Raw genomic sequence first — 18,682 nt, forward strand, 5'->3', positions numbered from 1 at the left:
GGGTGTGGAGACCACAACCGACCCGGCTGAGCTGACGCCCGTCGCCCAGGACTACCTGAAGGCGGTGTGGTCGGCCCAGGAGTGGTCGGACGAGAAGGTGACCACCAAGCATCTGGCCGACCGGCTGGGCGTGGGCGCGTCCACGGTGTCCGAGACGGTGCGCCGGCTGAGCGGCCAGGGGCTGCTGGAGCACGAGCGGTACGGCGCGATCCGGCTGACGGACGAGGGCCGCCGGCTCGCGCTCGTGATGGTGCGCCGCCACCGCCTGCTGGAGACTTTTCTCGTGGAACAGCTCGGGTACGGGTGGGACGAGGTGCACGACGAGGCCGAGGTGCTGGAGCACGCGGTCTCGGACGTCTTCGTGGAGCGGATGGCGGCTCGGCTGGGCAACCCGTCGCGCGATCCGCACGGCGACCCGATCCCGTCCGCCGACGGCACGGTGGTGCGGCCCGACGCGGTGCCGTTGTCGTCGATGCACGCGGGCGACGCGGGCACGGTGGTGCGGATCTCCGACGCCGACCCGGAGGCGCTGCGGTACCTCGCGGAGCTGGGCCTGGACCTGGACATCCGCGTGGAGGTCACCACGCGGCGCGAGTTCGCGGGGACGGTCGCCGTCGCCTGGACGTGCCTGCCCGCTCCCGGGCCCGACGGCGCGGCGGTCGGCGTCGGTGCGGCCGACGCCGACGAGCGCGTGGCCGATCTCGGTCTGCTGGCGGCCTCCCGCGTGTGGGTGGCGCAGGAGTAGTCTGCTCCCCGTTCCCTCTTGCTCGTCGCCGGTGTCGTCGACGGTAGACCGAATCGATACGACACTTCCGGAGACCTCATGGCGAGCAGTGCACCCCAGAACGCCCCGGACCAGGCACCGGCCACCGGCTCGATGCGCCGCGCCGCGCCCGCGCTCGTCGCGCTGGCGGTGGGCGGGTTCACCATCGGCACCACCGAGTTCGCCGCGATGGGCCTGCTGCCCGACGTCGGCGTCGACCTCGGCGCCACCGACCCCCAGGTGGGGCACACCATCACCGCGTACGCGCTCGGCGTGGTCGTCGGGGCGCCGCTGCTGACCGTGGCCGCGGCGCGGATGTCGCGCAAGCGCCTGCTGCTGGCCCTGATGGGGTTCTACACGGTGGCGAACGTGCTGTCCGCCGCGGCGCCCGACATCGGGTGGCTCGTGGTCGGGCGCTTCTTCGCGGGGCTGCCGCACGGCGCGTTCTTCGGCGTCGGCGCCGCGGTCGGGGCCGCCGTGGCCGGGCCGGCCCAGCGCGGGCGGGCGGTCGCGACGATGATGACCGGCCTGACCATCGCGAACGTCGTCGGCGTGCCGCTGTCCACCTGGGTGGGCCAGGCGTTCGGCTGGCGTGTCTCCTACGTGCTGATCGGCGTGCTGGGCGTCGCCACGCTCCTGGGCCTCTGGCGGCTGATCCCGGCCGGCGCGGGCGGCGAGGGCCGCTCGGTGCGCACCGAGCTGGCGACCCTGCGCAACGGGCCGCTGTGGTTCGCGTTCGTGGCCGGCGCGATCGGGTTCGGCGGCATGTTCGCCGTCTACACCTACGTGGCCCCCACCATGACGGGCGTGACCGGCCTGCCCGGCGGCGCCGTGCCGTGGGTGCTCGCCCTGTTCGGCGTGGGCATGACGGTCGGCACGCAGATCGGCGGGCGGCTCGCCGACCGCGGCGTGCTGCGGGCGGTCCTGATCGGCTTCGTGGCCACCGCGGTCTCGCTCGTGCTGTTCGCGCTGACCGGCGCCTCGGTGGTGCCCGCGCTCGTCTCCCTGTTCCTGCTGGGCGTCACCTCGCAGATGCTGGGGCTCGCGTTCCAGACCCGGCTCATGGACCTGGCGCCCGGCGCACCGTCGCTGGGTGCCGCGCTGTGCCACGCCGGGCTCAACGTGGCCAACGGCGCCGGAGCGTTCCTGGGCGGCGTCGTGATCGACGCGGGCTGGGGCTACCTGGCGCCCGCGTGGGCCGGCGCCGTCGTCACCGTGCTGGGTCTCGGGCTGATCGTGGCGTTCGGGCGGCAGCGAGTCGTGCACCAGCCGGCGGAGACCGCACTGTGACCCGGGTCTCAGCAATGTCCCAGACTGCGCCGGTAGCGTAGTGCGGGTGACTGAGACCGGGGCGACCACGACGTCGTCGGACAGCTCGATGGACAGCTCGCCGGAGGGCGAGAACGAGGTCGCCGCGTACGGACCCAAGCCGCTGGGCGGCCGGGCCGTGGCGCTGCTCCTGGTGGTGCTGGGCGCGGTCGGGTTCGCCGCCTCCTTCGCCCTGGCCTGGGAGAAGTACCTCAAGCTCCTCGACCCGGACCGGACGGCGTCCTGCAGCATCAACCTGTTCGTCGACTGCGGCGCCGCGATGTCGTCGTGGCAGGGCGCGCTGCTCGGTTTCCCGAACCCCTACCTGGGTGTCGCGGCGTTCCCCGTGGTGATCACCACGGGCGTGGTGCTGCTGGTCGGCGCCCGCCTGCCGCGCTGGTACTGGATGACGCTGCTGGCCGGCACGGTGCTGGGCCAGGCGCTCGTGTTCTTCCTGATGTGGACCAGCTTCTACGCGATCGTGGCGCTGTGCCCCTACTGCATGGTCGTGTGGACCATCATGTGGCCGCTGCTCTGGTACCAGCTGGTGCGCGGCGTGCAGTCGGGCGACCTGCCCGCGAGCGCCGGCCTGCGCAGCGTCATGGTGGGCAACCGGCACATCATCCTGGTCATCGGCTACGTGGCGGCCGTGGCGTGGCTGATGATCGCGGTGGGCGGGGACCTGGTCGCGTCGTTCTGAGCATGGCGTGACGCCGAGGTGCCGGCGCCTCCAGGGAGACGGTCCGTCCGCGGAGTGTGTTGCTGTGCGTAGGCATCGTCCACGCACCGCAACACACTCCGTTCGCGTACCTGCTGCCGTCCTGCGGGGTCGCAGCTCAGCGGCGCAGGGCCTCGCGCAGCACCCGGCCCTCGCTGCCCGACGGCGGCGCGTAGCCCAGCAGCGCCGAGATGGTGGGTGCGACGTCGACGTGCCGCGGGCTGCGCGGGTGCGCGCCGGGCCGCACGCCCGCACCGGCGAGCACCAGCGGGATACGTAGCTCGGTGGTCGCGCCGTGCCGGCCGGCCGGGTCGGCGGGTGTGGCCCCGAACGACCAGCCGGGCTCCGGCTCCACGAGCAGGTCGCCGTGGTTCGGGCTCATGCGCAGCCGCCGCTGGTCGGCCTTGTCGAAGACGTTGCGCACCTGCGGCAGCGCCGTCAGCGCCCGCTCCAGGCGGCGGACGGCGGCGCGGTCGCCGGCCCGCTCGCCGACCAGGCGCACGTCGGCCACCCCGCCCACGACGATCACGACGTCGGTGCCGGGCGCGGGGGACTGGCCGCTGGTCAGGACCTGCGGGGTGAAGCCGGCCGCCTCGATCGCCGCGAGCCCCTCGGCGGCGAAGCCCTTGTCGAAGGTGGTCATGCCGTGGTCGCCCGTGATGACGAACGCCGTGCTGTCGTGGACGCCCGCCTCCTTGGTGGCGGCGACGATGCGCCCGATCTGCCGGTCGATGTCCTCCAGGGCGCCGGGGATGCGGGGGTCGGCGTCGCCGCCGTCGTGCCCGATCGCGTCGAGCGTGTCGCAGTAGACCGTCATGAGGTCGGGGATGCCGCTGGTCGTGACGAGCTGGCCGTTCGAGCTGACGGGCTCGCCGCGCAGCACGGACACGACGTCGTCGGTGCGGCGCGCGCAGTCGCCGCCGGGCTGCGTGTACAGCGCGTCGGGGTCGCCGAAGGTGACGCCGTGGTTCTGCAGGATGAACCACTGCGCGGAGAACACGGTGCCGCCCTGCTCCCGGATCGACTCCGCGACGGTCGGCACGGCGAGGTCGCGCTGCTGGCCGCGCGCGGTGTTGCTCGCGGCGTCGAACCAGTAGGCGGTGTTGTGGTGGGTCGCGGGCCACGCGCCCGTGGCGACCGAGGACCACGACGGGTTGGTGATCGAGGTCATCACGCCGGTCGAGGTGGTGACGCTGCCCTCGCGCAGGAGCGCGCGCAGGTTCGGCATCTCGACCGTGCCGGGGGAGCCGGCGCCGTCGCGGACCAGGTCGAGGTAGTCGACGTCGAACCCGTCCAGCGCGAGGAGGATCACGTGATCGGCACGGGCGGCGGGGCCGCCCCGGGCGTCGTCGTCGGGCAGCGGCGCGGCGGCGGCGGTCGACGCCGTCCACACGGTCGCGGCGGCGATGCTGGTGGCGAGGATCTTTCGCAACGAGGGCATCATGCGGGCAATTCGAGCACCCAGGGGGCGAACTTCGGGGGAGGTGGGGGCGAATGTCGGATGAACCCTGGAGGCTGTGGACGAGCGAGGGCCGCGCACCCGCGCGGTCGGTAGACTCGGGCGGGTGACCATGCCCGACGCACCCGAGCGCACCACGTCTCCCGACGAGCCCCGTTTCCGCTACACCCCGACCCTCGCGCAGCAGATCGAGCTGCGCTGGCAGGACATCTGGGAGGAGCGCGGCACGTTCCACGCGGCGAACCCGCAGGGGCGACTTACGGGGCCGGGCGGGAGCCCGGCGGCGGGCGACCCGTACTTCATCATGGACATGTTCCCGTACCCCTCGGGTGCGGGTCTGCACGTGGGCCACCCGCTGGGCTACATCGCCACGGACGTGACCGGGCGCTTCCGCCGCATGCGCGGCGACAACGTGCTGCACGCGCTGGGCTACGACGCCTTCGGCCTGCCCGCTGAGCAGTACGCGGTCCAGACGGGCCAGCACCCGCGGACCACCACCGAGGCCAACATCGGCAACATGCGCAGGCAGCTGCGCCGCCTCGGCCTGGGCCACGACTCGCGCCGCACGTTCGCGACGATCGACCCCGAGTACGTCCGCTGGACGCAGTGGATCTTCCTGCAGATCTTCGAGTCCTGGTACGACGCCGACGCCGAGCGTCCCGGCCCCGTGACGGGGGCGGGCGACGGCCGCGGCCGGGCGCGCCCCATCGCCGAGCTGCGTGCCGAGCTGGCCGCGGGCACGCGGCGCGTCCCCGGGCACGACGGTGACAACGCCGGCGGCGCCGTCTGGTCCGCGCTGAGCGAGCCGGAGCAGCGGGACGTCATCGACGCGCAGCGGCTCGCCTACGTCGACTCCTCGCCGGTCAACTGGTGCCCGGGCCTGGGCACCGTGCTGGCGAACGAGGAGGTCACCGCGGACGGCCGGTCCGAGCGCGGCAACTTCCCGGTCTTCCAGCGCAGCCTGCGCCAGTGGAAGATGCGCATCACCGCCTACGCCGACCGCCTCACGGACGACCTGGAGCTCATCGACTGGCCCGAGAAGGTCAAGTCGATGCAGCGCAACTGGATCGGCCGGTCCACGGGCGCCAACGTGCGGTTCGACGTCGTCGGCACCGCCGAGGGCGACCCGGCCGGCGCGGCGGGCTCGCTGGAGGTCTTCACCACCCGCCCCGACACGCTGTTCGGCGCCACGTTCATGGTGGTCGCCCCGGAGCACCCGCTGCTGGACGAGGTCCCCGCGGCCTGGCCCGACGGCACGCGCTCCGTCTGGACCGGCGGGTACGACACCCCGGTCGAGGCCGTCGCCGCCTACCGCCGCGAGGCGTCCGCCAAGACCGCCGTCGAGCGGCAGGCCGATGCCGGCAAGAAGACCGGCGTGTTCACCGGCCACCTGGCCGTGAACCCCGTCAGCGGGCTGCAGGTCCCGGTCTTCACCGCCGACTACGTGCTCATGGGCTACGGCACCGGCGCCATCATGGCCGTGCCCGGCGGCGACGAGCGCGACTTCGCGTTCGCCGAGGCCTACGACCTGCCGGTGATCCACACGGTCGAGCCGACCGGAGGGCTGCCGGAGGACCACACCGGCGCGTACGCGGGCGACGGCGTGGCCGTGCGGTCCGCCAACGACGAGATCTCGCTCGACGGCCTGGGCGTGGTCGAGGCCAAGGCCAAGATCATCGCGTGGCTGGAGAGCAAGAACATCGGCGAGGGCACCACCACCTACCGCCTCAACGACTGGCTGTTCAGCCGCCAGCGCTACTGGGGCGAGCCGTTCCCGGTGGTGTGGGACGAGGACGACCGCCCGGTGGCGATCCCCGACGCGATGCTGCCGGTGGACCTGCCGGACGTGCCCGACTACGCGCCGCGCACCTTCGACCCGGAGGACGCGAACTCCGAGCCCGAGGCGCCGCTGGGTCGCAACGACGACTGGGTGCACGTCACTCTCGACCTGGGTGACGGGCCCAAGAAGTACCGCCGCGACACCAACACGATGCCCAACTGGGCCGGGTCGTGCTGGTACTACCTGCGCTACCTCGACCCCGCGGAGACCTCGGCGGCCGCGCTGCCCGAGCTCGAGAAGTACTGGCTGGGGCCGCAGCACAACCCGACGTCCGGCCCGGCCGGCGGCGTCGACCTCTACGTGGGCGGCGTGGAGCACGCGGTGCTGCACCTGTTGTACGCGCGGTTCTGGCACAAGGTCCTCTTCGACCTGGGCCACGTCACGGGCGTCGAGCCGTTCGGCAAGCTCTTCAACCAGGGCTACATCCAGGCGTTCGCCTACACCGACTCGCGCGGCCAGTACGTCCCGGCCGAGGAGGTCGAGGGCGACGAGCAGACCGGGTTCACGTGGCAGGGCCAGCCCGTCAACCGTGAGTACGGAAAGATGGGCAAGTCGCTCAAGAACGTCGTGACGCCCGACGAGATGTACGAGCAGTACGGTGCCGACACGTTCCGCGTCTACGAGATGTCGATGGGCCCGCTGGACCTGTCGCGCCCGTGGGAGACCCGCGCCGTCGTCGGGTCGCAGCGGTTCCTGCAGCGGCTGTGGCGCAACGTCGTCTCGGAGGAGACGGGTGAGCTCACCGTCACCGATGACGAGCCCGACACCGCGACCCTGCGCGCCGTGCACCGCGCGATCGCCGACGTGCGCCTCGAGATGGAGAACATGCGGCCCAACACCGCGATCGCCAAGCTCATCACGCTGAACAACCACCTCACGGGGCTGTCGGCGGTGCCGCGCTCGGCCGTGGAGCCGCTCGTCCTCATGACGGCGCCCATCGCGCCGCACATCGCGGAGGAGCTGTGGTCCCGCCTCGGCCACGAGGAGTCGCTGGCGCACGCGCCGTTCCCGGCCGCCGACGACCAGTACCTCGTACAGGACACCGTGACCTGCGTGGTCCAGGTGCAGGGCAAGGTGCGGGCCAAGTTCGAGGTCGCCCCGGACATCTCCGCGGAGGACCTGGAGGCGACGGCCCTGGCCGAGCCGAACGTGGTCAAGTTCCTGGACGGCCGCGGGGTCCGCAAGGTGATCGTCCGGGCCCCCAAGCTCGTGAACATCGTCCCCGCGTAGCCGACAGGGTCGCGCACCGGACCATGTCCGGTGCGCGACCCTGCCGGGGCGGACGACGGCGGGGAGGCGTCGTCATGCTCAGTCCGCTGAACGTTCCTTCGGCGCGTTCTCGCGGTCGAGGGCGGCGACCTCCCGCACGGCGTCGGCCACCGTACGGAAGTCCTTCTTGAGGATCGCGTCGTGGTTGCTGGCGACCTTCGCGGTGATCTTGATGTTCGGGTTGCGTACGGTCACCGCGTCGAGGCTGGCGCGGATCTTCTCCTGCTCGTCGCCATGGCTGCCGAGCGACGATCCCGAGGCCACGACGTACCGGGTCGGGACGGTGATCCGGTCCAGCACCGGGCCCAGCTCGCGGGCACGAGCGATCTTGCCGAGCTCGATGTTGCACTCCGCCATCTCCGCGGCGGTCAGCCGTGGGGTCAGGCCGGTCGGGCGCAGCAGGGACATGAACCAGCTCATCTGCCGGAACTGCTTGCGGATCCGCTGCTCCATGGCGTCGTCGAGCCAGTCGTGCGGCTGCGCGCCCTCGACCAGGATCGCGCCCAGGGCACGGTCGGGGTTGCGGCTGGCCCAGTGCGCGGCGACGAACGCCCCGTAGGACCAGCCGACCACGACTGCCTTGTCCACGCCTCGTGCGGCGAGCACGGCGTCGACGTCGCGGACGGCGGCCTCGAAGGAGTAGTCGGCCGAGGTGCCGGACTTCTTGCCGCGGGCGCGCTCGTCGTAGGTGATGTGTCGCCACCCGGTGCCCAGGTCGGCGAGGACCCGCCGCCAGTAGCCCTGGGTGGCGAACTGGCCGTTGAGGTAGATGACCGGGATGCCGGTGCCGCCGGTGTCGGTCACGGCCAGGGTCGTGTCGTCGACCGGCACCAGGCCGGACCACGTCGAGTCGATCGAGGGGCTGCTGTTCTTCGTCATGGGATTCTCCTGGCCTTCGTCGCGTCAGAGGCTGTGGGCGTCGATGTCGCCCTGGGTGGTGGTGACCTTGATGGTCAGGTCGGCAGCACCCGCACTGTTCTTGAGGGAGTTGCTGATCCGGCCCAGGGTCGTGCCCGCGTCGAGCACGGCGGACACCCCGGCGGCCGCGCCGACCGTGACGTCGCCGGCCTGGGTGGCCAGCTCGAGGACCCCGCGTACGGCTTTGTCGATGCGGATGTCGCCCTGCATGGTGGTGACCGTCGCGGGACCGGTGAGGCGGCCCACGGTGACGTGGCCGGCCTGGGTGGTCAGGCGGACGTCGTCGGCCTCGTCAAGGTCGATGGCCCCCAGGGCGCCGTCGAAGGCGACACGGCCGAGACGGCCGACACCACGCAGCTCGACGCCGGCGGCCTTGGCCTGGAGAGCGGAGCCGGCGGGCAGGTGGACGGTGACCTCGACGGCCCCGGAGGCGCCCAGGACCTGGTGCTTCACCGGCGTCGTGATCCGCAGGACGCCGTCGGCGTACTCGACGGTGGTCTGCTCGGCGGTCTTGACGTCGCGGCTCTTGCCGGCGTCGGCGGGCAGCACCTCGACCGTGGTGTCGGTCCGGTCGGCGGCGACGAGCTGGATGCGCCCGGCGGGGATGTCCAGGACGGTGGTGATGGGACGGGGAGTGGTGAAGCTCTGCATGGTCTGCTCCTGGGCTCGGTGGTGGCTTCTGTTTCTGATATCGAAAACGCTACGTTGCATTCACGATCTGGGCAACTGTATTCTTGCGTGGCGGCGGTATATGTGCAGGTCAACACCCATAATTCGTTGCACACGGTGTGAATCTAACGCAACGCCCGTAGTCATCGTGTTGCAATGATGGAAGCGTGAACGTCGCGACAGAGCGAGCCGTTCGCTGCGGCCCGCCACAGCCTGCTCGGCGGGCGAGGGGTGATCAACGACAAGTTCGGCACGGCTGCGTTGTCCACGCGGTCATCGATGCGCTTTGTGTCACCGTGGCGACGACCGTTAGGTTCTCGATCCGAGGCATGATCAGGAGGAACCGTGGAGCTGCGAGACATCGAGATCTTCCTGACGCTGGCGGAGGAGCTGCACTTCGGGCGCACCGCTGAACGACTGCATGTCACCTCGTCCCGGGTCAGCCACGTCATCAAGAAGCAGGAGCGGCGCATCGGCGCGCCGTTGTTCGAACGCACCTCCCGAACCGTCGCGCTCACCCCGCTCGGCGAACGGCTCTACCGGACTCTCCGGCCCGCCTACCAGCAGATGATCGACGGGATCGAGGAAGCGTCAGCCGTCGCCGCGCGTGATGTCTCCGGCACGCTCACCGTCGGCACCATAGGCATCCAGGGGTGGATGATCGACGACATCATCGATCAGTTCCGGACCCGCCACCCCGCCGTCCGGCTGAACCACCGGGACCTCAACACCATCGACCCGCTCAGCCCCTTGCGGGCCGGTGAGATCGATGTGGCCCACGTGTGGCTGCCTGTCCGCGAACCGGACATCACCGTCGGTCAGATCACCCACGCGTCGCCGATCGTCGTCGTCATGGCCACCGACCATCCGTACGCGGACCGCACCTCGATCAGGCTCGAGGACTACGGCGACCTGACGTTCGTGTCGCACCAGTCGCCGATCCCCGCATCGATGGAGGAGACCTTCCAGCCCTTTCGCACGCCGTCAGGCCGGCTGATCGCCCGCGGACCCCTCGTCGCCAGCTGGGACGACGAGCTCAAGGTGGTCGCGAGCGGACACGCGGTGATCGCCGCGGCGACCGAGGCCGCCGACTACTACGCGCGCCGGAACCTGGTCTACGTCCCGGTTCGCGACGCCCCGTACTGCCGATGGGCGTTCGCCTGGCTCACCAGCAACACCAACCCGCTGGTCCGCGCGTTCGCCGTCGTCGCGGCCGACTCCCGTGCCGACCCCGACACCCCTGCCCGGGCGCACGCGGGCCCGGACGACACGGACACCCCGCCCGCCTAGCGTTTGCGGGTGCCGAAGAGCGAGCGGGTCAGCTCGCGGACGATGACCGTGCCCGCGGTCCTGGCGAGCGAGCCCACGACGCGGTTCCGGTCGCGCGCGGCCTGTTCCTTGTGCCGCGCCTCGGCCTTCTCGCGGGTCGCCGCCTCCTTCTCCAGCCGGGCGCGCTCCTTGGCGAGCTCCCGCTCGTCCTCGGCGGCGGACGCCTCGCCCGCCGCGGCCGCCTGCCCCGCGGCCTGCTCCTGCGCCCGCGCCTGGAGCAGCTCGAACGCTGACTCCGCGTCGACCGCCGTGCCGTACCTCGCCTGACCGGGGGAGGCCGCGACCACCCGATCGATCTCCGCGTCACCCGCGGGGTCCATCGAGGCCTGCGGCGCCCGCACCCGGGTCCACGCGACGGGCGACGGCGCGCCCTTCTCAGTGAGCACCGTGACCACCGCCTCGCCGGTGCCGAGCTCCTGCAGCAGGCGCTCCAGGTCGTACGGCGACTTCGGGAACGTGCGCGCGGCTGCCCGCAGCGCGGTCGCGTCGTCGGGCGTGAAGGCGCGCAGCGCGTGCTGCACCCGGTTGCCGAGCTGGGCCAGCACGTCGGACGGCACGTCCTTGGGCGACTGCGTCACGAAGAAGACGCCCACGCCCTTGGACCGGATCAGCCGGACCGTCTGGACCACCTGCTGCAGAAAGTCCTTGGACGCGTCCGTGAACAACAGGTGCGCCTCGTCGAAGAAGAACACGAGCTTCGGCTTGTCGACGTCGCCCACCTCGGGCAGGTCCTGGAAGAGGTCCGCGAGCAGCCACATGAGGAAGGTCGAGAACAGCTGCGGCCGGTCCTGCACCGCGGGCAGCTCCAGCACGCTCAGCACGCCGAGGTCGCCCTTGGTCGCGATGAGGTCCGACGTCGCGAACGCGGGCTCGCCGAAGAACACGTCGGCGCCCTGCCCCTCCAGCCCCACGATCTCGCGCAGGATGACGCCCGCCGTGGCCGCGGAGACACCGCCGATGCCCTTGAGCTCCCCCTTGCCCTCGTCCGAGGTCAGGTGCGCGATCACCGACTGCAGGTCCTTGAGGTCCAGCAGCGCCAGGCCCTTCTTGTCGGCCCAGTGGAAGATCAGGTCAGGCTCGACTCCTGCGTCTCGTTCAGGCCCAGCACCTTCGACATCAGGAGCGGCCCGAAGTCGGTGACCGTCGTGCGGATCGGGACACCCTTGCCCAGTCCGCCCAGCGAGTAGAACTCGACCGGGTACCGCGTGGGCGTCCAGTCCTGCCCGATGCTGGCCGCGCGCGCCGCGACCTTCGGGTTGTCCGGTCCCGGCAGCGCCAGGCCGGACAGGTCGCCCTTGACGTCGGCGAGAAAGACGGGCACCCCGGCCAGGGACAGCCCCTCGGCCATGCCCTGCAGCGTCTTGGTCTTGCCGGTACCGGTCGCGCCCGCGACCAGGCCGTGTCGGTTCAGCATGGAGAGCGCGAAACCCACCTGGACCTGCGGGTTCGGGGTGGCCTCGCCGCCCGGTTCGCCCTCCAGGAGGGCGCCCAGCGGCAGCGTGGCCTCCGCGGCGTAGCCCGCTGCGACCTCGGCCGCGTAGCCCTGCGGGGGCGTCCCGCTCGGGGCCGGCTGGTTCTCGGCGGACGGCGGTGGCTGCTCCGCCTCGCTCGTCCCGGCGGCCGACGGCGCCGCCTCGTCGCCCGTCTTGTCGCTCGTCTCGTCGCCCGTCTCGTCGCCTGTCTCGGGGGCCGCGGGTGCGGTCGCCCGCTCCGCCTCCTCGAGGGCCTTCTGGGCCGCCGCGGCGGCCTCCCGCAGAGCGGCGAGATCTGGCGTCGATGCATCGGGCATGTCTCGGATGCTAGGTCGGCCCCTGGTACCGCGCGCGGGGAGGCTCCCGGGCGTTTCGCCGTCGGGTTCCCCGCACGGATAGAGTGTCGCGGTCATGCGCAACCGTCGTCGTCCTTCCCGCCCGGCACCCCAGGAGGTGCGGGTCGTCACCGACTCGACCGCCTGCCTGCCCGCCGGACTGCCGGGCGGCCCGGTCGTGGTGCCGCTGCGCGTCCTGGTGGGCGACGAGGCCTATGCCGAGGGTGAGGACATCACGCCCGACCGGCTGGCCGAGCTCGTCTCCGAGGGCGAGCAGGTGACCACGTCGCAGCCGTCGCCCGAGGCGTTCGCCGCCGTCTATCGCAACCTCGGTGAGCAGGGCGTCCGGTCGGTCGTCTCGGTGCACCTGTCGGGTGCCCTGTCGGGCACGGTCGGCTCGGCGGGCACCGCCGCGGCGCGGTCGCCCCTGCAGGTACGCGCGGTGGACTCGCGGACGGCGGCCGCGGGCCTCGGCTTCGCGGCCCGCGCCGCGGCCGAGTGCGCCGCCGCCGGGGCCGACGCCACCCACGTCGCCGCGCGGGCCATGGAGGTCGCCGGGACGGCCCACGCCGTGTTCGTGGTCGACACGCTGGAGCACCTGCGGCGTGGCGGGCGGCTGTCCGGCCCGGCGGCCGCGCTCGGCACCGTCCTGGGCGTCAAGCCGATCCTGCGGCTGTCCGACGGCGCCATCGAGCTGGCCCAGCGGGTGCGCACCCGCGCGGCCGGCGCCGAACGGCTGCTGGAGCAGGCCGCCGTGTTCGTCGCCGAGGCGGAGCGCCCCGTCGTCGCCGTGCACCACTTCGGTGCGCACGACCGGGCGCTCGCCCTGGCCGGCCGCCTCCACACGCGCACGCGTGCGGACGTCGAGGTCACGCCGCTGAGCGCGGTCCTCGGCGTGCACGTCGGCCCGGGCACGCTCGCCGTCGTCGTCGCGGACCTGGGCGACCACGTTCACTGACGCGCGGCGACCACACGCTCGGGTCAGCGCGCGAGCACCTCGCGCAGCCTCGCCGCGAACTCGACCGGCTTGTCGGCCGGCTGGCCGTACTCCCCGCCGCCGAACCCGTTGTGGCCCCCGGGGAAGACGACCGGCTCGGCGTCGAGCAGTGCCGCCGTCGCGCGGGACGACCGGCCGGTCAGCTCCTCGCCCGTGTCCTCCCCGATCGCGATCAGGATCTCGGGCGTGCCCGCCTTCAGGGTCGCCCAGGCCGGCTCGTACGGGGGCAGGGTCAGCATGTTGACGCCCAGCAGCAGGTCGTCGCGCGCGCCGTCGTCCTCGGTGGGCAGGCCGAACAGGGCCGGGTCCGGGTCAGGCTGGGCGGCGTAGTCCGCGGTGAGCTCACCCGCGGCCATGACCAGCGCGATGAACTTGGCCATCCCCGCGCCGAAGCCCTTCGCCTGGTAGGTGTCGTGGATGTCCTTCATGGCCGCGACCACGGCCGCACGGTCCGGGAGCACGCTGGGCAGCGGCGGCTCGTGCGCGACGACGGTCCGCACGTCCTCCGGGTGGGTCGCGGCCAGGTCGAGGGCCACGACGGCGCCGCCGCTGGTGGCGAAGAGGTCCACCGGGCCGCCGCCGACGGCCTCGATGATCCGGTGCACGTCGTCGGCGTGGTTCGCCATCACCGGCATGTCGGAGCCCGCGCGCGTGCTGCGCTCGACGCCGCGCGGGTCGTAGGTCACCACGGTGCGGTCGGTGAAGTGGCCGGCCAGCGTGGTGAAGCCCTCGGCGCCCATCGGCAGGCCGAACAGCAGCAGCGTCGGGTCGTCGGTGGGGGTCGCGGCCTCGCGCACGTCATAGGTCAGCACGGCGCCCGGTACGTCGAGGGTGTGGGTCTTCTTGTCGGTCATGGTGCTCGCTCCTGGTCTGTGCCGCGTGGCCCGGGTCTGGGGGTCCGTTCGGGTCCGCATGCGGTCCTCAGGTCCGACGACGGCGCCGGGGCGAACTCATCGGTGCGCCTGGACGAAACTCGTCGGCCGAGCAGACGGACCCTCGGGACGGCGTCGTGCGGGGACGAGCCCGACCACAGGGGGCTCTTTTCGACGCCTGTGCACAGACGGGCCCCGGTACCCGTCCGAGGCGTGCGCCGCGCGCCTAGCGTCCTGGGACATGCAGCCAGAGACCGCGCAGCAGCGCCGCCCAGACCCCTGGCCGTTCGGCCCGGTGCGCGGGTCCGACGGCCCCGGACCCTTGCCCGCCGCGGAGTCGGCCGGGCCGAGGCCGCCGTCACCGGACGACCCGTGGGCCGCGTCGCCGGCCGTCCCGACGGCGGCCGGGGACGATGCCCGCACCGAGACCGATGACCTGGTGGCCCGGCTGCGTGCCCGGCGCTCCACCTCGGGCGTCGCCGCCGCCTACGCGGCGGCGCACGGCCATCCCGCCGACCCGCGGGCCGAGCAGGGCGCCCGCCGGTGGGCCCTGACCGGCACGACGGCGGTGGTGGCCGTCGTGACCGTGCTGCTGCTCGGGCTGGGCGTGGCGGCGCTCTCGTTGCGAGGCGGCGACGTCGAGGCCCTGGCCCCGGTCGCTGCCGACGAGGGCCCGGACGGCGGTTCGGCGAGCCCTGGAGCGGGCGGGAACGAGGTCGTGAGCGGGTCCGACCCGTCGTCGGAACCGGGCGGCTCGGGCGCGTCAGGTGAGGTCGGCGCCGCGGGCGGCTTCCCGGGCGAGGCGGGCGGCGACCTGCTGGTGCACGTGGTCGGCGAGGTGGCCCGGCCGGGCCTGGTCACCCTGCCCGCCGGCGCCCGGGTGGCCGACGCCGTCGAGGCCGCCGGCGGTGTGACCCGCAAGGCCGACCTGACGGCCGTGAACCTGGCCCGCGCGGTGGTCGACGGTGAGCAGCTGTACGTGCCGGAGCCGGGGGAGCCGGTGCCGGGAACGGTCGCACCGGGCGCCGGCGGGGCGACGGCCTCGGGCGGTGGTGGTGGCGGTGCGGGTAGCGCGGGCGGCACGGTTGGCGCCGTCGACATCAACACGGCGGACGCCGCGGGGCTGGAGGCGCTCCCCGGTGTGGGACCGTCGATCGCGCGAGCGATCGTCGAGTGGCGCGAGACGAACGGTGCGTTCGCGAGCGTGGACGAGCTGGACGACGTGCCGGGCATCGGCCCGGCCACCCTCGACGAGCTCCGCGACAGTGCGCGGGTGGGGCCATGACCGACCTGCGGATGGTGCCCGCGGCCCTCGCGGTCTGGGTCGCCGCGTGGGTGCTGACCGGGCCAGGGGAGCGCTGGAGCGGACTCGTGGCAGGGCTGGCCGGGGCTGTGCTCGTCGCTGCGTGTTTCGGGATCGCGGTGGTGAGCGGCCTGGGTCGTCGCAGGCTCCCGGCACCTCGTCCCCGACGGGCACTGACCGCCCGGCGCGCGGTGACCGCCTGGCCCCCGGTCGCGACCGTCCCGGCCACGACCGCCCTCGTCGCACACGCAGCCCTCGCGGCGGCCTGCGTCCTCGGGGTCACGGCGTCCGCACACGTCCAGCTCGCGGGCCGCGCACCGCTCGCCGGGCTGGCCGAGCAGCGCGTGACGGCTACCCTCGTCGGCGTCGTGGTCTCCCAGCCCGAGCCGTTCGCCTTCGCCCCGGGCGCCGGGCAGCACCGCTGGGTGCTCGCCGCACGCGCGGTGGACGCCCGCGGAGTCGGGTCTGCGGCGCGGGCCCACGTCCAGGTACTGTCCGATGCCGTGCCCCGGTACGGCGCGACCGTGACCGTCTCGGGCGGGCTGCGCCCCGCCGACCCCGGCGCGGCCGAGACGGCCCGCATGAACGCCGGGAGCACCGCCGAGATCCGGGCCCCGCCGTCCGCCCTTCGTGTGCTCGACACCCACCGCGCGGCGCTCCTCGACGTGACCGACCCGCTGTCCCCGCAGGCCCGCGGGCTGGTGCCCGGCGCCGCGATCGGGGACACGACGCGGCTCCCGGACGACCTGTCCGAGGAGATGCGCACCACCGGGTTGTCCCACATCACGGCGGTGTCCGGGGGCCACTTTGCCGTCGTCGTGACCGTCCTGACCCTGCTCTGCTCCGTGGCTCGCCTGCCGAGGCCGGTCAGGGTGCTCGTCATCGCGCTCGCGTCCCTCGCCTTCGTGCTGCTCGTCCGGCCCGAACCCGCCGTGCTGCGGGCAGCGGTCATGGCAGCGTTCGCGCTCACCGGGGTGGCGCTCGGCCGGCCCTCCCAGGCCGTCCCGGCGCTCGCGGCGTCGGTGGTCGGGCTGCTCGTGGTCGACCCGTGGCTGTCCCGCTCCTTCGGGTTCGCGCTGTCGGCCGCGGCCACGGCAGGGCTCGTGCTGGTCGCGGCGCCGCTGGCCGCGCGGCTGGCCCCCTGGACGGGGGAGGCCCTGGCGTTCGCCCTGGCCGTGCCGCTCGCCGCGCAGGCCGCGTGCGGTCCGGTGCTGGTGCTGCTCGACCCCTCGGTGTCCACGGTCTCGGTGCTCGCGAACCTGCTGGCGGGGCCGGCCCTGGTCCCGGCCACTGTGCTCGGCCTGGTTGCCACCGTGCTCGCGCCCTGGCTCCCGGCCGCCGCCGGTTTCGTGGCCTGGGCGGCGAGTGGCGCCACCTGGTGGATCGCCGCAGTCGCGCACTGGTGTGCCGCCCTTCCCGGCGCGACCCTCCCATGGCTGGGCGGCCCGGTCGGTGCGCTCCTGCTGGCCGCGCTCACGGCGCTGGCGTTGTGGGCCGTGCTGCGGCGTGACCCGCTCCGCGGCTGGCCCGAGTCGTGGCGCGTGACGGCCCGCTCCGGCCTCCGCAAGGTCGTGCGTGAGGTCGTACGCGAGGTCGTACACGGCGCCCCGCCCGAGGCCCGGGACTCCCGGCAACAGCACATCACGCGGGCGCGTTTCCTCGTGCTCCTCGCGGCGGCCTCGGCGGCGGCGCTGGTCGTCGCTCTCGCAGTACCCCGCCTCGCGGCCCGCTCGGGGATGCCGCAGGACTGGCAGGTGGCGGCCTGCGACGTCGGGCAGGGAGACTCGCTCGCGCTGCGGACCGGTCCCACGTCGGCCGTGGTCGTGGACGTCGGACCGGACGGGCCCGCCGCCGACCGCTGCCTCGACCAGCTCGGGATCACGCGGGTCGACCTGCTCGTGCTCAGCCACTTCCACGCCGACCACGTGGGCGGTCTCCGTCCCGTGCTCGCCGGGCGCGAGGTGGTCGCGGCGCTCGTGTCCCCGGTACCGGAGCCGGCCGCGAACGCCGCGGCGACCGAGGCCGCGCTGAGCGCCGCCGGCGTACCGGTCCGGGTCGCGGGCACGGGCGACGAGGGAGCCCTGGGGAGCCTTGCCTGGCGGGTGCTCCAGGCGGGCGCGGGTACGGGTGCCAACGACTCGAGCGTCGTGCTCGCCGCCCGCGTCGCAGGACTGGACGTGCTGCTGCTGGGCGACCTGGAGGACGCCGGACAGGAGGCGCTGGTCCCGCTGACGGGCCACTTCGACGTCGTGAAGGTCGCGCACCACGGGTCGGCGGTGCAGTCCCGCGCGCTCGCGGAGCGCGTGCGTCCGGCGGTCGCCCTCGTCTCGTCCGGCCGGGGCAACGAGTACGGGCACCCGACCGACGAGGCGCTCGACCTGTACGCGGGCGTCGGCGCAACGGTGGTGCGCACCGACGAGTGCGGCACGGCCGCCCTCGTCGTGCGCGGAGGGGAGGTGTCACTGGCCGGCTGCTGAGCGGTCGGCGACCCGCCGCGTGCCCGGTCCCGCCGCAGGCCACACGGGCACTGATACACGAGAACGCCACACTTCGCGAAACGTTGCGGATCCTGACCACGGCCCTAACGTGGGGGGAGGACGGGTGAAGTTCCGTCAGCACGTACCAGGGGGCAACGTGGTCATATCAACCCTGACCGGTCGGCGGCAGCGCCGGATCATCGCGGTCACAGCGGCAGTGGCTCTGCTCGTTCCGGCGGCTGCGTTCAGCGCCGCGGGCAGGGACCAGGCGAGCGCGCAGCTCCAGCTCCAGCAGGAGCTGCTGGAACAGTCGGTCGTCACCGACGTCTCCGAGACCGACCAGGTCGTGCGGGTCGACACCGCGCGTGACCCGGAGGCCGCGGGGGAGTGGCTGGACGAGTCGGCGGAGGTGCTGGACGGCTGGACCGTCGTCGTGGGCGGGGCGGAGCCGAGGTCCGGCGAGGAGCGCGCGGCGCTGGACCAGCAGCAGTCGGCGGGCGACACGGCGCCGGACGACTCGTGCCCCGAGGTGCCGGAGGGCCCCCGGTCCGAGGACGGCTCGACCACGCCGGTCCTGGGCTGCGGCACCGGCAAGGACGTCCAGCTCACCGCGGGGGCGGCGCGCGCGACGCAGGGCGGTCCGTCCCGGACGCTGGGGACCGCCGTCGACGACGTCCTGGCCTCCTACCTGCCGGGCGCGGACCTGCCGGCCACGAAGGTCCGGCTCAGCAAGGGGCACGCCACGGTCGACGTCGGCGCCGGGTTCGAGCAGGCGCTGTCGGACGCCGGGGTCTACCCGGGCGACGTCTGGCAGGCGCTCCTGTTCACGGCGTACAGCAACGGGGACGTCGACTCGGTGAAGTTCACGCTCGACGGTGACTGTCTCGCCTTCGCGTACGCGACGGGCGGCGACATGTGTGCGTCGACCGACCTGCCGATCGATCTCGGCTGAG

At 73.4% G+C, this 18,682-nt stretch carries 13 protein-coding genes and 1 pseudogene; 9 read left to right on the forward strand and 5 right to left on the reverse strand.

Going from position 1 to position 18,682, the window contains the following annotated elements:
• Nucleotides 1–4 precede the first annotated feature (4 nt).
• The 3 genes from ACIPN7_RS20335 to ACIPN7_RS20345 all read left to right on the forward strand — a co-directional run bounded on the left by ACIPN7_RS20335 (nucleotide 5) and on the right by ACIPN7_RS20345 (nucleotide 2,771).
• Nucleotides 5–745, forward strand: a complete 741-nt coding sequence (locus ACIPN7_RS20335) for a metal-dependent transcriptional regulator (protein WP_400546353.1) — start codon at nucleotides 5–7, stop codon at nucleotides 743–745.
• Nucleotides 746–823: 78 nt separating this feature from the next.
• Nucleotides 824–2,053 (forward strand): MFS transporter, encoded by a 1,230-nt coding sequence (locus ACIPN7_RS20340; RefSeq protein WP_400546356.1) that lies wholly within the window; start codon nucleotides 824–826, stop codon nucleotides 2,051–2,053.
• A 46-nt stretch (nucleotides 2,054–2,099) separates the two neighbouring features.
• Nucleotides 2,100–2,771: a vitamin K epoxide reductase family protein gene (locus ACIPN7_RS20345; protein ID WP_400546359.1), complete on the forward strand. Its 672-nt coding sequence runs from the start codon at nucleotides 2,100–2,102 to the stop codon at nucleotides 2,769–2,771.
• A 136-nt stretch (nucleotides 2,772–2,907) separates the two neighbouring features.
• On the opposite strand, the gene ACIPN7_RS20350 is transcribed toward ACIPN7_RS20345, so the two are convergent.
• On the reverse strand, nucleotides 2,908–4,233 hold the full coding sequence (locus ACIPN7_RS20350) for an alkaline phosphatase family protein (RefSeq protein WP_400546362.1): 1,326 nt from the start codon (nucleotides 4,231–4,233) through the stop codon (nucleotides 2,908–2,910).
• A gap of 127 nt (nucleotides 4,234–4,360) precedes the next feature.
• Between ACIPN7_RS20350 and leuS the strand changes: the two genes are divergently transcribed.
• Nucleotides 4,361–7,318, forward strand: a complete 2,958-nt coding sequence (gene leuS, locus ACIPN7_RS20355) for a leucine--tRNA ligase (protein ID WP_400546442.1) — start codon at nucleotides 4,361–4,363, stop codon at nucleotides 7,316–7,318.
• Nucleotides 7,319–7,396: 78 nt separating this feature from the next.
• Here leuS and ACIPN7_RS20360 read toward each other — a convergent pair whose 3' ends face one another.
• Together ACIPN7_RS20360 and ACIPN7_RS20365 are read right to left on the reverse strand one after the other, a co-directional pair.
• Complete coding sequence (locus ACIPN7_RS20360; RefSeq protein WP_400546365.1) at nucleotides 7,397–8,236, reverse strand: alpha/beta fold hydrolase; 840 nt, start codon at nucleotides 8,234–8,236, stop codon at nucleotides 7,397–7,399.
• A 24-nt stretch (nucleotides 8,237–8,260) separates the two neighbouring features.
• Nucleotides 8,261–8,926: a DUF4097 family beta strand repeat-containing protein gene (locus ACIPN7_RS20365; protein WP_400546368.1), complete on the reverse strand. Its 666-nt coding sequence runs from the start codon at nucleotides 8,924–8,926 to the stop codon at nucleotides 8,261–8,263.
• Nucleotides 8,927–9,289: 363 nt separating this feature from the next.
• Between ACIPN7_RS20365 and ACIPN7_RS20370 the strand changes: the two genes are divergently transcribed.
• A complete protein-coding gene (locus ACIPN7_RS20370; protein ID WP_400546371.1) occupies nucleotides 9,290–10,234 on the forward strand; it encodes a LysR family transcriptional regulator in 945 nt (314 codons plus the stop codon).
• On the opposite strand, the pseudogene ACIPN7_RS20375 reads toward ACIPN7_RS20370, so the two are convergent.
• Nucleotides 10,231–12,062, reverse strand: a pseudogene (locus ACIPN7_RS20375) (helicase HerA-like domain-containing protein). The gene ACIPN7_RS20370 and the pseudogene ACIPN7_RS20375 overlap by 4 nt on opposite strands.
• Before the next feature lie 94 nt (nucleotides 12,063–12,156).
• Between ACIPN7_RS20375 and ACIPN7_RS20380 the strand changes: the two are divergent.
• Nucleotides 12,157–13,038: a DegV family protein gene (locus ACIPN7_RS20380; RefSeq protein WP_400546374.1), complete on the forward strand. Its 882-nt coding sequence runs from the start codon at nucleotides 12,157–12,159 to the stop codon at nucleotides 13,036–13,038.
• Nucleotides 13,039–13,061: 23 nt separating this feature from the next.
• Here the strand turns inward: ACIPN7_RS20380 and ACIPN7_RS20385 are convergent, their stop codons facing one another.
• On the reverse strand, nucleotides 13,062–13,931 hold the full coding sequence (locus tag ACIPN7_RS20385; RefSeq protein WP_400546377.1) for an alpha/beta fold hydrolase: 870 nt from the start codon (nucleotides 13,929–13,931) through the stop codon (nucleotides 13,062–13,064).
• A 259-nt stretch (nucleotides 13,932–14,190) separates the two neighbouring features.
• On the opposite strand from ACIPN7_RS20385, the gene ACIPN7_RS20390 reads away from it, so the two are divergent.
• The 3 genes from ACIPN7_RS20390 to ACIPN7_RS20400 all read left to right on the forward strand — a co-directional run bounded on the left by ACIPN7_RS20390 (nucleotide 14,191) and on the right by ACIPN7_RS20400 (nucleotide 18,681).
• Entirely contained in the window at nucleotides 14,191–15,234 is a 1,044-nt protein-coding gene (locus ACIPN7_RS20390) for a helix-hairpin-helix domain-containing protein (RefSeq protein ID WP_400546380.1), read from the forward strand.
• Nucleotides 15,231–17,729, forward strand: a complete 2,499-nt coding sequence (locus ACIPN7_RS20395; protein ID WP_400546383.1) for a ComEC/Rec2 family competence protein — start codon at nucleotides 15,231–15,233, stop codon at nucleotides 17,727–17,729. The genes ACIPN7_RS20390 and ACIPN7_RS20395 overlap by 4 nt, the downstream gene beginning before the upstream one ends.
• 157 nt (nucleotides 17,730–17,886) lie before the next feature.
• A complete protein-coding gene (locus ACIPN7_RS20400; RefSeq protein ID WP_400546386.1) occupies nucleotides 17,887–18,681 on the forward strand; it encodes a hypothetical protein in 795 nt (264 codons plus the stop codon).
• Nucleotide 18,682 lies beyond the last annotated feature (1 nt).

It is taken from the genome of Promicromonospora sp. NPDC090134, from assembly GCF_044746965.1.
Classification (GTDB): Bacteria; Actinomycetota; Actinomycetes; order Actinomycetales; family Cellulomonadaceae; genus Promicromonospora.

Excerpts from the sequence above, each read along its gene's own strand:
- ACIPN7_RS20390 (WP_400546380.1), top strand. The coding sequence starts at position 14,191 with ATGCAGCCAGAGACCGCGCAGCAGCGCCGCCCAGACCCCTGGCCGTTC.
- ACIPN7_RS20380 (WP_400546374.1), top strand. The coding sequence starts at position 12,157 with ATGCGCAACCGTCGTCGTCCTTCCCGCCCGGCACCCCAGGAGGTGCGG.
- ACIPN7_RS20365 (WP_400546368.1), bottom strand. The coding sequence starts at position 8,926 with ATGCAGAGCTTCACCACTCCCCGTCCCATCACCACCGTCCTGGACATC.
- ACIPN7_RS20360 (WP_400546365.1), bottom strand. The coding sequence starts at position 8,236 with ATGACGAAGAACAGCAGCCCCTCGATCGACTCGACGTGGTCCGGCCTG.
- ACIPN7_RS20385 (WP_400546377.1), bottom strand. The coding sequence starts at position 13,931 with ATGACCGACAAGAAGACCCACACCCTCGACGTACCGGGCGCCGTGCTG.
- ACIPN7_RS20350 (WP_400546362.1), bottom strand. The coding sequence starts at position 4,233 with ATGATGCCCTCGTTGCGAAAGATCCTCGCCACCAGCATCGCCGCCGCG.
- ACIPN7_RS20395 (WP_400546383.1), top strand. The coding sequence starts at position 15,231 with ATGACCGACCTGCGGATGGTGCCCGCGGCCCTCGCGGTCTGGGTCGCC.
- leuS (WP_400546442.1), top strand. The coding sequence starts at position 4,361 with ATGCCCGACGCACCCGAGCGCACCACGTCTCCCGACGAGCCCCGTTTC.
- ACIPN7_RS20340 (WP_400546356.1), top strand. The coding sequence starts at position 824 with ATGGCGAGCAGTGCACCCCAGAACGCCCCGGACCAGGCACCGGCCACC.